The organism is Rhizobium sp. ERR 942 (assembly GCF_007828395.1).
In the GTDB taxonomy this organism is placed as follows: Bacteria; Pseudomonadota; Alphaproteobacteria; order Rhizobiales; family Rhizobiaceae; genus Rhizobium; species Rhizobium dioscoreae.
Genome location: NZ_VIUA01000012.1, coordinates 70,859 through 87,249, shown reverse-complemented (window position 1 = coordinate 87,249; position 16,391 = coordinate 70,859). Strand labels below are relative to the sequence as shown.

Here is a 16,391-nt window from a genome sequence, read left to right as displayed (position 1 = left end):
TCTCGGCATCACTATCAAAAGCTTCCGTAACAGGAGGCACGGAGGAGGAGGAACCATCCGTGGACGAAGTATCTGTCCCCCATTCAATTCATGTCGCCCCGGCAGCCGACGTCGAAGCCTTGAGGCGCGCCGCCTTCCGGAAAGTGATCTGGCGCATGCTGCCGATCCTTACCTTGGGCTATCTCTTCAACTTTCTGGATCGCACCAATATTGCCTTCGCAGCCTTGCAGATGAACCGCGATATCGGCTTGTCTGCGACGCAGTTTGGCTGGGGCGCCGGCATTCTGTTCATCGGCTATTGCGGCTTCGAAGTGCCCAGCAACATGTTGCTCTACCGGTTCGGGGCGAGGATCTGGATTTCTCGGATCATGATCTCGTGGGGGCTGTTGTCCTGCGGGATGTGTCTGGTGTCAGGCCCGATGAGCTTTTACCTGATGCGCTTTGCGTTGGGGGTCGCCGAGGCAGGCTTCTTCCCTGGCATTGCGTTTTTCCTGTCGGCATGGTTTCCGGCAGACTATCGGGCCCGCATCTTGTCATGGTTCCTGGTGGCTATCCCTGTTTCCTCCGTCATTGGCGGCCCCTTGGGCGGAGCTCTGCTGGGAATGGACGGTCATCTCGGTCTCGCCGGATGGCAATGGCTCTTCATCATCGAGGGTCTCCCCGCCGTGCTGATCGGCCTTGCCCTTTTGAAGCTGTTGGCCGATTGTCCGCAAGATGCGGCCTGGCTGACGCCTGACGAGAAGCGCGTCATTATCGCCAGCCTGGACGGCGAGAAGCGTGACCGCGCGGTTAGCCGGATGGGGACGGCGCTCCGCGACATCAGGGTGTGGCTTTGCACCATTGTCTATCTCGGCTTCACCGTCGGCTCTTACGGCATTCAGATCTGGCTGCCGCAGATCTTGAAGCAACAGGAGTTCACCAATCTGCAGGTCGGCTGGATCTCTGCGGTGCCTTATCTTGCTGCCAGCATCGGAATGATCCTTTGGGCGCGCTTTGCCGACCGCAGGGGTAAAAAAGTCGCCAATCTCGCGACCTGCTGCCTCCTTGCCGTGGCAGGCTTTATTCTCGCGATCACCACAGGTCGCTTCGACCTGTCGCTGCTCGGTCTCACAGGTGCGCTTGTCGGCGTGACGGCAGCCCGGGCGATCTTCTGGTCCATCCCGACGCGGTTCCTGACAGGTGTTGCCGCCGCTGGTGGCATAGCATTCATCAACACGATCGGCACGACCGGCGGCTTCTTTGGGCCGACCATCGTGGGCTGGCTGAAGGACATGACCGGCTCCTTCGAGGCTGGTTTGCTTGCGATGGCCGGATGCCTCGCTGTGTCGACCGTCGTCGCCTTCCTGCTCAAGCTCGTCATCCGTGATGAGTGAGATCCGACGCGCGAGCCGGCGAAAAGGGATGAAATAGCATGATTGACCGGAGAACCTTCTTGACAGCAATCGGAGCAACTATTGCTGCTCCCGCCGTATCGACGGCCGGGGCGGCGCGCGAAAAAGCGCAGCGACCAGTAGCACTCTATGCGAACGTCGGTCGAGACCTCACCCGATACGAGGTCGACGTCGATGTTGTTACTCTCTCGAAACGGGAGACGGTCACGTTGCCGGACAGCGTGCAATATGCCTGGCCGCATCGGTCTCGACGCTTTCTCTACGTTGCCACCAGCGACACCGCGCCAGGCAACGGGGCTGCGCCGGGAAAGTCGCATCATCTCGTGGCACTCAAAATCGACGAGAGCGGCATCCTTACGATGCACGGCCCGCCTCTAGCCCTTCCCACGCGACCAATTCACCTGAGCACAGACGTATCGTCAGAGAACATCCTTGTTGCCTTCAACAAGCCGAGCGGTTTTCGTGTCTACCAGATCAACAGCGACTTCACCGTCGGCGAGGAGGTCCAGCAATCAACTCCGGTCGATGCCGGCATCTATGCTCATCAGGCGCGCGTCACGCCGGACAACAATCTGGCTCTACTCGTCACCCGCGGCAACGAAGGCACTGCCACGCACGTTGAAGAGCCTGGAGCAATCAAGGTTTTCAATTACGAGCAGGGCCACCTCAGCAACGAAGTGTCGATCGCTCCGGACGGTGGGCGAAACTTCGGACCGCGGCACCTGGATTTTCATCCAAGGCAGCCCTGGATCTTTCTGTCAATCGAGACACAGAACCAGGTCGCTCTCCTTCGCATGAAGGATGGAAAGATAGAGCCCGAGTTGCTGTCACGAACCACCACATTGGCGGACCCCGATCGGCGGCGCGCGCGCCAAGCCGCGGGCGCGATCCATGTGCATCCAAATGGCAGGTTTCTTTACGTGGCGAACCGGGCCGAGCAAACTGAAGATTTGAACGGCATTCAAGTCTTCAAGGGCGGCGAAAACGGCATTGCAGTCTACGCAATTGATCAGACGACGGGCGAGCTCACCCCGATCCAGCATATCGAATCGCGCGGGATCCATCCGCGCACCTTCCACATCGACCCGACTGGTCGGATGCTAGTGGCAGAGCACAACCTGCCTGTGACCGTGCGCGACAGCGATGGCTTGAAGGTGATCGCAGCTGGGCTCTCGGCGTTCCGCATCAACGATGACGGTAAGCTCGATTTCGTTCGGAAATACGATATCGATGTCGGCGACAGATCCATGTTCTGGATGGGAATGGTTGCGCTGTGAATGGGCATACTACCCTCCCGCGCCTTCACGGCGCATCGATGTCCTCGCAAAACTCTTGCCGAAGCTTTGGACCCTTGGCGAGTCTGCGCCCCAGCGCCGTGACGAAGGCGTCGTAGAGCTCGCCCGCGTGAGCCAGGGCGGCGGCCCGCCGGTTCGGGCTGTGGCGGATTTCAGACTGCGCGAATCTCGATCGGTGTGCCGACATCGTGCTGATGCACGTCATACGGTGGGGCGAGCTGCTGGACGAGCTCGGTGTTGGCCACGTCCTGTCACTCGCCCCCGTCTGGTCAAAGATGAGGACGACATCGACGCCTTTGCTCAAAAATAATAATGGAAGATAAACTTGCAAGATTATCTTCTATGATCTATATACCACGGTATGAAACACTCTCCAGACCCCTCGATAGAAATCGTCGTCTCGGACCTTCGGCTTGCTATCGGGCAGTTTCTGAGGCGGTTGCGTACTGAGGCCAATCCGAGCGAGCTCAACCTTTCGCAGATGAGCGCTCTCGCTCGGCTCGAACAAGGCGGCCCCACGACGACCGCCGATCTCGCGCGACTGGAGTCGATGAAGCCCCAATCAATGGGAAGCGTGCTGGCGAGCCTGGAAAGTGAGGGCTTTGTCAAACGCCAGCCCCATCCGACCGATGGCCGCCAAGTGCTGTTTGCGTTGACTGAAAAGGGCACCGAGGAGCGACGTCGGCGTCAGATTGCCAAGTATGACTGGCTGATGAATGCAGTCGGCGAACTCGATCCAGAGGAATTGCGGGTACTAGCCGCAGCGATTCCCCTCATCCGTCGGATCGGGGAAGCCTGAAGTCCTTCCCCGGCGGATCCGACGCCGAGACAGGTGAATTTCGAACCAAAAGGGAGGCAGAGATGCCTGCGACCAAACTTGAACCCGAATGGCACTCATTGTCGTCGATTTTCAGAAAGGTATTGCGGCGTTTCCTTGTGTGCACCCGGTCGATGCGGTGGCGAGGAAGGCTGGCGACATGGCAACGGCGTTCCGCAGTCGCGGACTTCCTGTCGTGCTTGTCAACGTTACCGGAGTTGCTCCGGGCAGGACGGAGCATGGGCATCCCAGCGGCGCGTTTCCGCCCGATTTCGCAGAGTTGATGCCGGAACTGAATGCCCAGCCGAGTGATCACCTCGTGTCGAAGCAGATGTGGGGCGCCTTCACCGGGACCGATCTGCAGGCCTATTTGCGCGCATCCGACGTGACGCAGGTGGTTGTCTGCGGGGTGGCGACGAGCATCGGTGTCGAGTCGACTGCGCGACAGGCGCATGAGCTTGGCACCAATGTCACGCTCGCCGTCGATGCCATGACCGATGTCAGCGCCGAAGCCCGCGCCAATAGTCTGGAACAGATCTTTCCGAGGCTCGGTGAAACCGGAACTGCCTAGGAGATCGTCGAACTCATCCACTCTGGACGGCAAACCGATGTCCATCAAAGATGAAGATAAATCGACCAGAGAGAGCAACGCAAATAGTGGCCGGCTCGACCCTTCGGTCTGGAAGATCTGTGTTATTGCCTTGTTCGGTGGACTGCTTTCTCAACTCGACGCCACAATCGTCAACGTGTCTCTTTCGAACCTGGCCGCCGACTTGAACACGAGTTTCTCGACGATCCAGTGGGTTACGAGCGGCTACCTTCTCGCGCTAACCCTGGTCCTGCCCCTGAACGGATGGCTCGTTGATCGCATCGGAGCGAGGGCGCTGTATCTTTGGTGCTTCGCGGCCTTCACCCTGTCCTCGACGTTGTGTGGTCTTGCGTGGTCGGCGAAGTCGCTGATCGGATTCCGTGTGCTGCAAGGCACGAGCGGGGGTCTCCTCGCGCCGATGGCGCAGATGATGGTCGCACGGGCCGCCGGCAACCAGATGGCGCGTGTCGCGGGCTATATCTCGCTCCCCGTGCTCCTGGCGCCGATCCTCGGGCCAGTCCTTACGGGGGCCATTTTACAATACGCATCCTGGCGTTGGCTGTTTCTCATAAATTTTCCAGTTGGTGTACTCGCTTTCCTGTTGGCGGTCGCATTCTTGCCTCGAGATGGACAGCAAACCGCGCGCCGGAACCTGGACTGGGTCGGTCTGGTGCTTCTCTCTCCGGGGCTGGCTCTGTTTCTCTATGGTTCGGAGCGAACCGATCAAGGGGTGGGTCGTTCGGTCTTCCTGGCGGGTATCCTGATGATCGCCGCCTTCCTCTGGTGGGCACGGCGAAAAGGCAATGATGCGCTGGTCGACCTGAGGCTGTTCCGTAACAAGGTATTTTCGACCGCAGCCGTCACGCAGTTCTTGTCGAACGGCGCGCTCTTTGCCGGCCAGATGCTCATTCCGGCTTTCCTGATCCAGGCCTGCGGTCGCGCTCCGACAGAAATGGGCTGGATGCTCGCGCCACTGGGGCTCGGAATGATGATCACCTATCCGTCGATAGGCACGTTAACGGAACGATTTGGTATCAGGGGTGTTTCCGCGGGAGGCGCACTGCTGGCATTCGTCGCCACGCTACCATTTCTCTATCTTGCATTGCATGGTTTCAGTCTCGCAACGCTTGTCGTAGCGTTGTTCTTCCGGGGCATGGGCCAGGGAGCCGTCGGCCTGCCTTCGATGACCGCCGCCTATGCATCAGTTGGCCGACAAGATCTGCCGATGGCCACCACGTCGGCCAATATCGTACAGCGTCTCGGCGGTCCGACGATGACAACATTGTGCGCGACGCTGCTCTCATGGGAGCTGGGCACAGAAGGCGGTGGGCTCGCGATCTCGCGGGCGTTCGCGGGCGGGTTTGCGCTCCTTTGCATCCTGCACGCTTTAACATTTCTGGCGGCAGTCAGATTGCCGGTTCGGCTCAAAAAGCGTGTCCCTGCAGACGATGGCCGGGTCAATAAGGATTAAACCAGCGCGACGTGTATGCCGGCGAGATAGTCCTGCAGATGGCCGGCGATGGTGACGTTGTTGTCGTCGATCAGGACCTTGATGTTCAGCTTCTTGGCGAGCCTCACACGCATCCGTCTTTCGACGGACGTCCCCGGCGAAGACGATCGCGCCGCCGTTGCCTACGAAATCCTGCACCTGGCGCGGCCACTTCTGGATCTCCTCCCCGATGGGCGTGTCGGATGAGCGGCCCGAGAGCTAGGCTGTTGTCGATCTGACAACAGAAAAGGGCTCCTCATCCGCGTTATCCCGAGGCGGCTCCGGCAGATTATCTTGCATCGCAAGATGTTCCCTGCATGTGATGCCGCCTCCAGCGGCATTCGAATGCCTTCGACGGTTCGTAGGAGGGCCGGGATACAACCACAGCCCACGCTTTTATCGCCCACGATCTGCTCGCCACTTAGCGAAATCGTCCAGGTTGGTGGGGTCAGTCGCAGGATAAAGTCCGCGAATATCCTGCCCGCTCCGCACTCGCTCGGTGACGAAGTCCTCATAAGCCGTCATTTCTGTCGCTTCTACAGCGAGTTCGTCAGCAAGATGCGCTGGGATCACGATGACGCCGTCCGCGTCTCCCACGATTACATCGCCCGGAAAAACGGGGGCGTCACCGCAGCCGATCGGAACGTTGATGTCGATCGCCTGGTGAAGCGTCAGATTGGTCGGAGCGCTCGGGCGGGAGTGATAGGCAGGGATGTCGAGGCCCGCGATCTCGGCGGAATCCCTGAATCCGCCATCCGTTACGACACCGGAGACGCCTCGTTGCATTAATCTTGTGACCAAAATGCCGCCTGCCGAAGCTGCCCTGGCGTCCTTTCGGCTGTCCATGACCAGCACCGCTCCAGGAGGGCATTCGTTCACCGCCTTGCGCTGTGGATGATCGTGGTCGCGAAACACTTCAAGCTTATTAAGATCTTCGCGAGCCGGCATGTAACGCAGGGTATATGCCTCGCCTACCATCGATTCCGCTTTCGGCTTTGAAACCGGCTGTACGCCTTGGATAAACTGGTTTCGGAACCCGCGTTTATATAGTGCAGTCGCAAGGGTGGCTGTGCTCACCTTTTTGAGAAGGTTTCTCGTCTCTTCAGTTAATGCCATTGTCTCTCTCCAGCGTTAAGTTTGACAACAAATCAGAGTCTCTCTGTCCACGACCCGACGAGCCAAGGCTCGAGCTTCTCCGGCGAAAGATCGAGGCCGGTGCCTGGAACGTCGGGAACTTCGATTGTACTGTCGCTTGACACCGGAATTTCGCCGTTGAGCGCCATGAGCGGATTGTTCATCATGTCGAACTCGATATAGGGATACACAGTCGGCCCACCGCCGCGGCGGGGTTCCAATGTCGCTGCGACCTGCAGAGTGGCGAGGAAATTCACCACGGTCCCAAAGACATGCGGCATGACTGGAAGTTCGAACGCTTTGCCCAGGGCTGCGATCTGACGGAGCGTGGTATAGCCACCACAAATCGAGAGGTCAGGCTGAAGGATCGAAAATGTTCCTGCTGTGAGAAAATCCCTGAAGGCACCGACGCCCGCAAGTGCTTCGCCTCCAGCGATGGCAATGGGGACGGATCGTGCGAAAGTTTGGTAGCCCACGATATCCTCCGGTTGCACGGGCTCCTCGATCCAAAGCAGGTCGGCCTCCTGCATGCGCCTTGCGGACTCAATGGCGGCATGGGCTGTGTAGCTTTGGTTCATGTCGACCATGATCGCGACGTTATTGCCGACCAGCTTTCTCAAGGCGTTCGCCATAAGGCCGTCAGCTTTCGGATCAAAACCTGCTCGTGGCTTGATAGCCTTGAATCCCTTCTTCAAGTAGGACTCGACGTCTGCTCCATAGCTCGCATACGGTGCCGAACCTTCGCGAAGGTAAGGGCCGCTGGCATAAGCAAAGACGCTGTCGCGGACCGCGCCGCCCAAGAGCTTCGCAACGCTGATTCCATAGGCCTTCGCCGCCAGTTCGTGCGTGGCAATGTCGACTGCCGAGAGCGCCATCATCGCCGCGCCACGCCGGTCGTACCCGAGCATGTTCGAAAGCACCTGGTGGTGACGTCCAAAGTCTAGGGGAGACTTTCCAAGCAGGTTCGATGCGAACCGCGTGCGGATGAGCGCGCTCGCCGCCCGAGGCGAATTGCCCGCCTCGCCCCAGCCTACCGTCCCCTCGTCAGTTACGATTTGAAGGAGAAAGGCGTCGCGCTTGGCAAATAGATTGAGGGCGTTGCCCATTTTCTCTTCGAGCGGAAAGCTCAGATCGAACCCGCGGATCTCAACGATTTTCAAGAGGCGCTCCACTTCTCAGTTTCCGATCGGCCTCGCCTTGAGCGATACGGAGGTTTTCTCTCATCATCGTGCCGACCAGGACCGCGACGAACGCCGCCGCGAGAAGGACGCCCGCCACCATGAGAAGCGGCGCGGCGAACGCGCCCGTCCGGTCGTAGAGCCAGCCAATCAGGGTTGGACCGAAGAAGCCGCCGACGCTTCCGACGCTGTTAATGAGCGCGATTGCTGCGGCAGAGGCCGTGCCCGTCAACAGGATGGACGGGATTGCCCATACCGACGGCGATGCTCCGGTAATGCCGGCGGCCGCCATTATGAGGCCGACCATGACGAACACGGGAGAGGACGCCATTGCGGCAACGGCTAGGCCACACGCAGCGAAGATGTAGGGCCCGGCGACGTGCCAGATGCGTTCACGGGTCCGGTCCGCATTCCATCCGCACACGAGCAAGGCGACGAGACCCGCGATCGCGGGAACGGCAGTGAGCAGACCGGATTGGGTCGTGGTCGCGCCCAGCGATTTGACGACCTGAGGCATCCAGAGAGCAATGGCGGTGGTCCCCACGACGTTTCCGAGGCCGATAACGCACATCAGAAGAACGCGCTTGTCGAGCAGCGCCTTCTTGACGTCGAAGCGTTCGACCTGCTCCTGGGCGTTCTTGTCAGCCTCCAATGCGGCGTTCAGTGCGGCCTTTTCGTTCGCGGAAAGCCACCGGGCCTCGTCAGGATTGCTTGGGAGGAGAAAGAAGACGACGAACGCCATGACGATGGCCGGAAGACTTTCGATGATGAACAGCCATTGCCATCCCTTCAACTGGAGCCAGCCTTCGAACGACGTGATGATCAGCACTGATAAGGGAGCACCGATAATCGTTGAAATCGGAACCGCTGTCTGGACTGTTGCTGTCATCCTGGCACGGTGTGTGCGTGGAAACCACTGGGTCAGGAAGTAGATCATGCCGGGAAAGAAACCGGCTTCCGCAGCGCCCAGAAGAAGTCGCGCGACATAGAAGCTGTGCGCATCCCAGATGAACGCCGTCAGACCGGAGATCACACCCCAGGTAAGCAGGATTCGTGCTACCCAGACGCGGGCGCCGAATTTGGTCATAAGGATGTTGCTGGGAATTTCGCAGAGCACGTAAGTGATGAAGAACGCGCCGGCGCCAATTCCGAATTGGGCTCCGGTCAGTGCTAGGTCCTTGTTCATCTCCAGCGCGGCGAAGCCGACGTTAACGCGATCGAGAAAGGCCGCGAAGTAGCAGATCATGAGAATCGGCAGCAGATGCCGCCGGGCTTTTGATATCGCTGAGTCCAACAAAATGGGTTCCTCCTCCCTGAATTGCATTGGCAAAAAATGGCTTAGAGGCCATAAAGTCAAATCGCCTTTTCGACAGACGTCATGAGAAAAAGTTATGCCGTTGAAACTCCGCGAACTCGAGGTGCTCCGCACGATCATGGAAACGGGCAGCGTGACGAACGCCGCTCAAAGCTTGCATGTTACACAGCCTGCAATCAGCAAGACGCTTCAGCAGATCGAGGACCAACTGGGTTTCGATTGCTTTGTACGGCAGCAGGGACAGCTCGTTCCAACGCCGGAGGCTCGCGCTCTTCTCCCTGAGATCTTGAAGGCTTTGGCCGCGGTCGACGCGATGGAGCGCTTCGCCGCTAACCTGCGCACGCTTCAATCAGGGCGCCTTTCGGTTGCCGCGGTTCCTTCGATCATCCATACGCTGCTTCCAAGAGCTGTCCGCAGGTTTCTCAAAGAGAGAAGAGACGTGGAGGTTTCCCTTCTGTCGACCACAAATACCGAGGTCATCAGGCTTGTCGCTGACAATCAGGTGGATCTGGGTTTCATCCTGACGCCCACCGATGACAGTCACACACTATCGCGAGACATCTACAGTTCGGAACTCATATGCGTGGTTCCAATGAAACATAGGCTCGCTGGCGCGAAGACGGCACGACCTCATGATCTTCGCAACGAAAGATTGATCGTGCTTGCTCCAGACCGCCCGGTCGGGGCCCTGACGCGACGGGCGTTCGAGGACAGCGAAGTTCCGTTGTCCATCGCGGTGCAGGTAACTCAATCTACAGCCGCCTTGGAACTCGTTCGCGCAGGCGTCGGTGTTGCGGTTCTCGATGGGTTCGCCATGGACGACCTTGAGGCCACAGGCCTCGTCGCCCTGCCCTTCCGTCCTGTCATGCATATCACAGCAAGGCTGATCTGGCCGCGCCACCATCCGCTTTCGCTGCTCGCTGAAGCGTTCTTGGCCGAAATCGATGCAACTCTGAAGCCTGAGTAGAGCGTCAATCCGGATTTTGTCGGAGGCACAATACGAGTGCGCGGGCAAGCGCGGAAAGCTCAACTGATGCTAATGGTTATGCTGATTTGATAATTTCATCCGATGCCTGCCGGTGTCCGGCTTGGGAGATAGGTCTTTCTTATTTCTTCGTCTGCGTGTTTCTGACATTTGGAGCAGTTTCACTCATCGATTCCCCGTGGGAGCCAGACATATTTCGACGCACTGCCCTTAATTGTGGTTTCACGCGGAACTGAACCTCGACTTGCTCATTGCCGAGGCCTGTTGCCATCGTCTGCTCGGATCAAGTGGCAATCGGGGGTTTCAACTGATCCTCGAGCCATGCCGTCATATGGCGTTGCCAGATGACGTAATGCTCCATAGCGCAATGATCGTCGCCGGGATAGAGAAGGAGTGTTCCGTTGGCCTCGCGGACCAGGTCAATGGTGTCTTGGCTGCTGAGGAGCGTGTCATCGGCGCCATTGATCGCGAGAAGCGGCTGTGTGATCCGCTTGTAGAGATGCCGGATCGACAGAGCGTGAAGCTTTCGTCCCAGATCGAGCTTATTTTTCGCCCGCAGGGTGCTGGACATCGTACTGAGAATAATCTCAGGCAGTCCGAACGTTGTTTTGACGCTGAAGCTGCGGTGATAGGGACCGCCGTTTGAAACCACCGCGCGAAGCCGCTTGTCCACCGCCGCCATCCGTGTCGACCAATAGGCGCCGAAGCTGACGCCAAAGATTCCGAACCGCTCCTTATCGATGCGCGGATGCTCCACCAGGCGGTCGATGACCTTCCGATAGATGATCTCGGAGTCCAACGACATCGGTCGGCTATAGGAGAAAGTTCCCGGCATCTCGATCGCGATTACAGCTATTCCCATATTCCGGTAATTCAAAGTGGGGAGCAGCAGTTCTTGGATGGAGCCTTCCAGACCGTTGGTCATCAGAACCGCGGGTTCCTTTCCGGAGCCTTCGGGAAACACCGCGAAGGCATTGACAACGTCGCCAGGCACGTCGATCCGAATCTTCTCCGCAATCAGATTGACGCTGGGCGCTATCGCAAACAGCAGCACTTCAAACAGCTTCTGCGCTTCCCAATAGGCTTTCAGCCTCTCTGCCGTCCAGCCGGGCCATGAGGCGATCGTCAGGTAGCCCATCGCGAGCACCAGCCCATCCAGTGCCTGTGCGGCGTCTCGGCGCTCAGCGTCCGCAGCAAACGAGGCACGCAGCGCCTCGATGCTGTCAGGAGAACGGTCGGAAAAAACCGCAGAGACCGACCTCAGCGCATTGCCGAGGGATTGATGCAAGGCCGCCGTCGGCTCGCGCAGCATTTGGTCCGAGGACGGAGCGCCCATTCGGCTTAATATCGCGTCAGCAGTCCGCAAATGTTCATTTGCCTTGCCGCGCCAGTAATTCGTCCACTTCCGATCCTCAAAGGACCTGCACTCTCGCATCTGTTCTTCGAATACCGTCGGCAGGATCCCCAGGACGTTCGCGAAGCGGATCCGGAAGAGCTTTGGCAGAAACGTTCCCACGCCCGTGAAGCGAGTGAAGAACTCAGTAGTGCGCGTAAATGCACAAAAGGTTATAAATAGATTCAGGGAGAAGGTGAACAATTTTCCCATAACGGCCGCTCTCTTCACGGTGAAACTTCAAGGGCAAGGATGGGTGCCGATGTATTGGCGCATTTGCTGAAACCGCTGGCGCCAACGAACAGATGCCGGACCAGAAAAGTGCCCCGACTGTTTCAAGGCTCCTAGCCTGCCAAAACCGGGCGGCGATCTTGCACATTTTCTAAAGCAACTGTAGTTGCTATAGGGAACTTGGTCAAGCGGTGGAGCTAGAGGTCATCGATGGTTTTCGAAAAGGAGCGCCAGGTGCGTCAGTCCAGCAAGCGCGGCCGACCTGGCGGTCGGTCGGCGCAAGTGGTCGCAGCCGTGCATGCGGCCACCCGTGCGCTTCTCGATGAGAAAAAGTATGAGCAGTTGGAAATTCCCGATATCGCGGAACGTGCGGGCGTCAACAAGACGACGATCTATCGCCGCTGGCCGACCAAGGCTGAACTTGTTCTGGATGTCGCTGTGACGCAGATGCGCGCCAGCGTCCCCTTGCCCGACACCGGCGAGCTCACTAGGGATCTAACCATGCTCCTGAAGTCGATTGCCACCGCCCTTGCCACGCCATTCTCGCAAGGTCTACTTCGCGCCATGATCAGCCTGCCACCAAGGGAAGCAGCGCTTGTTCAACCCGAGCGATTCTGGGTTCAACGCTTTGTTGATAATGCAGCGGTCGTCGAACGAGCAATCGAGCGCGGGGAAATTTCGCCTGATACCGACGCCCGCCAGCTGCTTGAAATGGCCGTGGCCCCACTATTTTTTCAGTCGCTGATCATGGCGCGTCCCATAGCAGAGAGTGACATCGACGTGATCGCGCGGCGGGTTGTTGCTGCCTTCAGGACATGAGCCGTAGCGCAAGGGGATATACCGTTTTAAACCTTGACAGCAGTTACTAAGGCAACTAGAGTTGCATTAGTGTTTCGGGCTATTGGGAGGTCTCGCCCCGGAGGCAGCCGTTGATTTGAACGGCGTCCGGATGACGCGGTCACACTCATAATGTCGGTGTGCCGGCGAGCCCGAAGTTCGAAGCCGTCGCGGTCGGGTCTGGAAAGTCACCGCGCCTTTTGGGTTCATCTCTCACATGAAGATTCGCCGCATCCGCCGACCTGATTCCGAGTCGCCCGTTGTCCAATCGTTGAACAACGGCGTCTGGGTGGATATCTCTGATCCTCCTGAGTTCTGCTATCGGGGATCCGGCATACGACGCGATGCGGGGAGCGGCGGTACCGAGCTTCCATTCCAGCCGATATCGTTTCGGGATTTCATGCTCTATGAAAAGCATGTCATCGATGCGAGCCGCGGCTACGCCCGTCGTTTCATGCCGGGCGCGTATAGGTTTGCCGCGCTGTTCGAGGGCCTCGCCAGGCGTCCGTTTCCCGCCTTCCGTCCTCGACCTCTCTGGTACCGACAGCCGATCTACTATCTCGGCAATCACCTGACCTTCGTTCCCAGCGGATCTCCGGTGCATAGCCCCTCCTATAGCCACGCGCTGGACTATGAGTTGGAGCTGGGATTTGTGCTGGCGCGCCCTTTGCGCGACGCGACGCCCGAGGACGCGATGCGAGCGATCGGCGGGTTCGTCGTGCTGAACGATCTGAGTGCTCGAGATGTCCAGCGGGACGAGATGTCGAGCGGCTTCGGTCCACAGAAATCGAAGCATTTCCTGAGTTCGATGTCCGAGGTCGTCGTCACAGCCGACGAGGTGCTGAGCGAGGTCGATAGCCTTCGCGCCAGCGTCACCATCAACGGCGAGCAGATCGCTTCGATGTGGACGTCCGGGATGCGCTATTCGCTCGGTGAGGCTCTTGCCCACGCCTCGCGAGACGAGCAACTCTTTCCTGGAGAACTGTTCGGGACGGGAACCTTGCCCGGCGGCAGTGGGATGGAATGCGGCCGCTGGCTGCAGCCCGGCGACGAGTTGCTCCTTCGCATCGATCGTATCGGCGAGATCCGTCACAGCATCATCTGAGGAATACCGATGGCCGGCATCAAACCTGCGCGCATTATCGATATTTCCAAGGAGATCGCCTACAATCCCGAGGATCCGTTCTTCATGCGGGTGCGCATCAAGCATCACGCCCACGCGAGGGCGCGTTGGATGGTCCGCGCGCTCGGTTTGCCGTTTCGCCTCTTTCCAAAAGCATTTGCCGGATGGGCGGACGACACCATCACGAAAATGGGGGTGCACTCGACAACCCATATCGATGCACCCTGGCACTACGGCCCCACGGATGCTAAGGGGAAGCTCCTCCCCGCCATCCACGAAATTCCTCTGGACCTGTGCTTTGGGCCGGGCGTCGTTTTCGACATGACACACAAGGCGGAAGGGGATGAGATCGTCGTACAGGACCTGGAGAAATCCCTGCAGGAAAGTGGAGCTACGCTTGGGCCCGGCTGCATCGCCCTCATCCGCACGGGGCGCGACCGCTATCAGGGCACCCGACAATACTGGAAGGTCGGGACCGGCATGAGTAGTCCGGCAACCGAGTGGCTGATCGATCATGGCGTGTTGGTGATGGGGATCGACCAGTGGGGCTGGGATCTTCCCTTCCACATGCAGATCGATCAGGCTCGCAAAAACAACGATGCGTCCTTGTTCTGGCAAGGTCATCTGGTTGGTCGCAAGAAACCCTATTGGCAGATGGAGCAGCTACGCGGCTTGGATCAATTGCCTGCGCACGGATTTGACGTGGCAGTTTTCCCATTGCGACTGAAGGATGCGTCGGCAGCGCCTGCCCGGGTGGTTGCTTTCCTCTACGACTAGCAAAGTGGTCGAGCTGCCGTTCCTCCGCCGGGTTGTCTGCATGCGCAACGCGGCCCAACTGGACCTTCGCTTCCTGACGCGCGCCTTCCGCTGTCCAAACTCCGTGCAGGCCAATCGCGTAGCGGCGCGAACGGCCGAGAGCACGGCGCGGTTTCGCTCCGTCGCCAGCAAGCAGTAATGGCTGCGCATCCAGACCGGCGATCACGTGACGCCTTTATATTGGGAGAAGTCGCTCGCGTTGCAGAAGCGCTTCTTCGATCGCTTCCTCAAGGGTAGCAACAACGGACGGGAGAAGGAGCCGCCTGTCGCGGCGCAGGCTCGCCGCCCGGACGGAGCCACATGGCGCAGTGCCGCCGCGTGGCCGCTGCCGGGCACCCGCCCGGAGCGCTGTATCTCGACGCTGCAGCCGGCTCGATGAGCCTGGCTTTAGCGACCGCCGACTCGTCGTTCCCGCACAAAAAAACGAACGCTATCGCTTGTTGCTTGCTGGAGGCGGCTGTTCGACTATTCCTGATGCTGCAGACCCGCTCGGAGCGGGATCAGTAGTCGTTTTCGGACCGAATACGACGTAACCAAGTATACACGCGACAATCAAAGCCGGCAGCGCAATGATCCAGGCGGACTTGATGAAGTTGCCGTCTCGACCGGGTCGTCGTTGGCCATCGTACTCTGTCGACATCTCAGTCGAGCCATAGGGGTCGCTATCCTTTGCCATTACTTACCCTGAGCCTCCAGATTTTTCGTTCGTAAACTTCCAGTACTCCAGCAAGTTCCACGTCTCGTGGTCGATGCATCGTAGACGACCGGACCATCCTGAACGTCCATCCGCGACATCCGTTGGACCGAATCGGCGTGGGTTCAGGTCGGAAATGGTTTCCTGGAGGCCGCGCGAGGTCCCGCCAATGCGTGGGAAAAACTTCCGCATCGCTGGCCTGCAGAACGCGGGCGTCACTAGAAGAAAGCGGGGTCGATTTGCCCTTGCAGCGTTAATCGCGCAGCTCGAAGCTGATCTCAGGCGGTGGCTTTGGCTCTCGCAAATTTGCACGGCAGCGCGCCCCGCTTAGCTTTCATAGAAAGTTGTTTTCGACAGTTTTCCGGGGTAGCGCTCCACGCAAAAAAAGCGCTACGGCCCCGTCGATCAGCTTCCTCGCCTCATCTACAGTCGGCGGTTCGGCTATACCGAGACCTGCATCCCGCATCGGCTCTCCAAAGACCATCGCCATCAGCATTCTGGCAGCAAGGTGAGGATCGTCCAGTGAAAGCTTACTGGCGTCGACGTATGCCTTGAGGTCACGCGCCAGTGGCTCAATGCCGAATGAGGAGATGAAGCCGACATAGAGCTTTGCCATCCCCTCGAACCGGAAGCCTTCGCTCATGAACAGCCGGTAGGATGTGACACTGTCCGCAGAAAATGCGAGCTCCGCGAAAGCCATCAGCCGGGAAACGAGCCTTTCGCGGGGATGTCTTTTAAGATCAAGCGAGCCAATATCGGCGAGCTTTGTGACGATCTTTTTCTGCATGACGGCGTAAAGGAGAGCCTCCTTGGAAGAAAAGTGCTTGTAGATTGTCTTTTTGGACATCCCCGCCGCGCTTGCGATGCGTCCGACATTTGCCTCCCCATACCCATGGGCAAGGAATTCGGTCGTTGCCGCTTCGATCAACCTTGATCTTGTATCCCTCCCCTCCACGAGTACCCCCGAAAAATAGACTCTCTGCCTGGAAACCCATGGGTTTCCTCTCTATGTCCATCCCTGTCGCAGTTAATCGGAATGGGGGGCGGGGTCAATTCGGACGCCCAGGCCGCCACGACGCAGTCGAGCTTCCTGCGACGTGACAG

15 protein-coding genes and 2 pseudogenes are annotated in these 16,391 nt (G+C 58.7%); 10 read left to right on the top strand and 7 right to left on the bottom strand.

What is annotated here, in order from left to right; all coding sequences use genetic code 11:
- The first annotated feature begins 59 nt into the window (after positions 1-59).
- The gene (locus tag FBZ97_RS32180) at positions 60-1,373 is read left to right on the top strand and encodes an MFS transporter (protein ID WP_246661924.1); all 1,314 of its coding nucleotides are present in this window, start codon (positions 60-62) and stop codon (positions 1,371-1,373) included.
- Positions 1,374-1,432: 59 nt separating this feature from the next.
- Positions 1,433-2,668 carry a beta-propeller fold lactonase family protein gene (locus FBZ97_RS32175; protein WP_186449583.1) on the top strand — a complete coding sequence of 412 codons (1,236 nt, stop codon included), beginning with the start codon at positions 1,433-1,435 and terminating at the stop codon, positions 2,666-2,668.
- Between the two features lie 25 nt (positions 2,669-2,693).
- On the opposite strand, the pseudogene FBZ97_RS34920 reads toward FBZ97_RS32175, so the two are convergent.
- Positions 2,694-2,826: pseudogene (locus FBZ97_RS34920) on the bottom strand (CopG family transcriptional regulator); the annotation flags it as partial.
- Between the two features lie 221 nt (positions 2,827-3,047).
- Here FBZ97_RS34920 and FBZ97_RS32165 point away from each other — a divergent pair.
- The 3 genes from FBZ97_RS32165 to FBZ97_RS32155 all read left to right on the top strand — a co-directional run bounded on the left by FBZ97_RS32165 (position 3,048) and on the right by FBZ97_RS32155 (position 5,563).
- Positions 3,048-3,485 (top strand): MarR family transcriptional regulator, encoded by a 438-nt coding sequence (locus tag FBZ97_RS32165; protein ID WP_145324068.1) that lies wholly within the window; start codon positions 3,048-3,050, stop codon positions 3,483-3,485.
- An 88-nt stretch (positions 3,486-3,573) separates the two neighbouring features.
- Complete coding sequence (locus FBZ97_RS32160; protein WP_145324066.1) at positions 3,574-4,074, top strand: isochorismatase family cysteine hydrolase; 501 nt, start codon at positions 3,574-3,576, stop codon at positions 4,072-4,074.
- 37 nt (positions 4,075-4,111) lie between these two features.
- Positions 4,112-5,563, top strand: coding sequence for a DHA2 family efflux MFS transporter permease subunit (locus FBZ97_RS32155; RefSeq protein WP_145324064.1), 1,452 nt, complete (start codon positions 4,112-4,114; stop codon positions 5,561-5,563).
- A 414-nt stretch (positions 5,564-5,977) separates the two neighbouring features.
- On the opposite strand, the gene FBZ97_RS32150 is transcribed toward FBZ97_RS32155, so the two are convergent.
- From FBZ97_RS32150 to FBZ97_RS32140, 3 genes are read right to left on the bottom strand one after another with little or no spacing between them, the layout of a single operon-like run.
- Positions 5,978-6,697, bottom strand: a complete 720-nt coding sequence (locus FBZ97_RS32150) for a ribonuclease activity regulator RraA (protein ID WP_145324062.1) — start codon at positions 6,695-6,697, stop codon at positions 5,978-5,980.
- A 32-nt stretch (positions 6,698-6,729) separates the two neighbouring features.
- Positions 6,730-7,875, bottom strand: coding sequence for a mandelate racemase/muconate lactonizing enzyme family protein (locus FBZ97_RS32145; protein ID WP_145324060.1), 1,146 nt, complete (start codon positions 7,873-7,875; stop codon positions 6,730-6,732).
- Positions 7,862-9,217: an MFS transporter gene (locus tag FBZ97_RS32140; protein WP_145324058.1), complete on the bottom strand. Its 1,356-nt coding sequence runs from the start codon at positions 9,215-9,217 to the stop codon at positions 7,862-7,864. The genes FBZ97_RS32145 and FBZ97_RS32140 overlap by 14 nt, the downstream gene beginning before the upstream one ends.
- A 67-nt stretch (positions 9,218-9,284) precedes the next feature.
- Between FBZ97_RS32140 and FBZ97_RS32135 the strand changes: the two genes are divergently transcribed.
- A complete protein-coding gene (locus tag FBZ97_RS32135; RefSeq protein WP_145324056.1) occupies positions 9,285-10,175 on the top strand; it encodes a LysR family transcriptional regulator in 891 nt (296 codons plus the stop codon).
- 301 nt (positions 10,176-10,476) lie between these two features.
- On the opposite strand, the gene FBZ97_RS32130 is transcribed toward FBZ97_RS32135, so the two are convergent.
- A complete protein-coding gene (locus FBZ97_RS32130) occupies positions 10,477-11,799 on the bottom strand; it encodes an alpha/beta hydrolase (protein WP_145324054.1) in 1,323 nt (440 codons plus the stop codon).
- 228 nt (positions 11,800-12,027) lie between these two features.
- Here FBZ97_RS32130 and FBZ97_RS32125 point away from each other — a divergent pair, with 228 nt between their 5' ends.
- The 3 genes from FBZ97_RS32125 (at position 12,028) to FBZ97_RS32115 (ending at position 14,554) form a co-directional block, all read left to right on the top strand.
- Positions 12,028-12,636 carry a TetR/AcrR family transcriptional regulator gene (locus FBZ97_RS32125; protein WP_145324052.1) on the top strand — a complete coding sequence of 203 codons (609 nt, stop codon included), beginning with the start codon at positions 12,028-12,030 and terminating at the stop codon, positions 12,634-12,636.
- A gap of 418 nt (positions 12,637-13,054) precedes the next feature.
- Positions 13,055-13,759 (top strand): fumarylacetoacetate hydrolase family protein, encoded by a 705-nt coding sequence (locus tag FBZ97_RS32120; RefSeq protein ID WP_246661923.1) that lies wholly within the window; start codon positions 13,055-13,057, stop codon positions 13,757-13,759.
- Between the two features lie 9 nt (positions 13,760-13,768).
- Positions 13,769-14,554, top strand: a complete 786-nt coding sequence (locus tag FBZ97_RS32115) for a cyclase family protein (protein WP_145324048.1) — start codon at positions 13,769-13,771, stop codon at positions 14,552-14,554.
- Here FBZ97_RS32115 and FBZ97_RS34915 read toward each other — a convergent pair.
- Positions 14,553-14,699, bottom strand: a pseudogene (locus tag FBZ97_RS34915) (integrase); the annotation flags it as partial. The gene FBZ97_RS32115 and the pseudogene FBZ97_RS34915 overlap by 2 nt on opposite strands.
- A 60-nt stretch (positions 14,700-14,759) precedes the next feature.
- Between FBZ97_RS34915 and FBZ97_RS32105 the strand changes: the two are divergent.
- Positions 14,760-14,972 carry a hypothetical protein gene (locus FBZ97_RS32105; protein WP_186449582.1) on the top strand — a complete coding sequence of 71 codons (213 nt, stop codon included), beginning with the start codon at positions 14,760-14,762 and terminating at the stop codon, positions 14,970-14,972.
- Positions 14,973-15,621: 649 nt separating this feature from the next.
- On the opposite strand, the gene FBZ97_RS32100 is transcribed toward FBZ97_RS32105, so the two are convergent.
- Positions 15,622-16,242, bottom strand: coding sequence for a TetR/AcrR family transcriptional regulator (locus tag FBZ97_RS32100; RefSeq protein WP_145324046.1), 621 nt, complete (start codon positions 16,240-16,242; stop codon positions 15,622-15,624).
- Positions 16,243-16,391: the final 149 nt, after the last annotated feature.

Bases quoted from the DNA above. Each gene is read 5' to 3' on its own strand.
- FBZ97_RS32130 (WP_145324054.1), bottom strand. From the start codon at position 11,799: ATGGGAAAATTGTTCACCTTCTCCCTGAATCTATTTATAACCTTTTGT.
- FBZ97_RS32125 (WP_145324052.1), top strand. From the start codon at position 12,028: ATGGTTTTCGAAAAGGAGCGCCAGGTGCGTCAGTCCAGCAAGCGCGGC.
- FBZ97_RS32150 (WP_145324062.1), bottom strand. From the start codon at position 6,697: ATGGCATTAACTGAAGAGACGAGAAACCTTCTCAAAAAGGTGAGCACA.
- FBZ97_RS32135 (WP_145324056.1), top strand. From the start codon at position 9,285: ATGCCGTTGAAACTCCGCGAACTCGAGGTGCTCCGCACGATCATGGAA.
- FBZ97_RS32140 (WP_145324058.1), bottom strand. From the start codon at position 9,217: ATGCAATTCAGGGAGGAGGAACCCATTTTGTTGGACTCAGCGATATCA.
- FBZ97_RS32115 (WP_145324048.1), top strand. From the start codon at position 13,769: ATGGCCGGCATCAAACCTGCGCGCATTATCGATATTTCCAAGGAGATC.
- FBZ97_RS32120 (WP_246661923.1), top strand. From the start codon at position 13,055: ATGCTCTATGAAAAGCATGTCATCGATGCGAGCCGCGGCTACGCCCGT.
- FBZ97_RS32155 (WP_145324064.1), top strand. From the start codon at position 4,112: ATGTCCATCAAAGATGAAGATAAATCGACCAGAGAGAGCAACGCAAAT.
- FBZ97_RS32165 (WP_145324068.1), top strand. From the start codon at position 3,048: ATGAAACACTCTCCAGACCCCTCGATAGAAATCGTCGTCTCGGACCTT.
- FBZ97_RS32160 (WP_145324066.1), top strand. From the start codon at position 3,574: ATGGCACTCATTGTCGTCGATTTTCAGAAAGGTATTGCGGCGTTTCCT.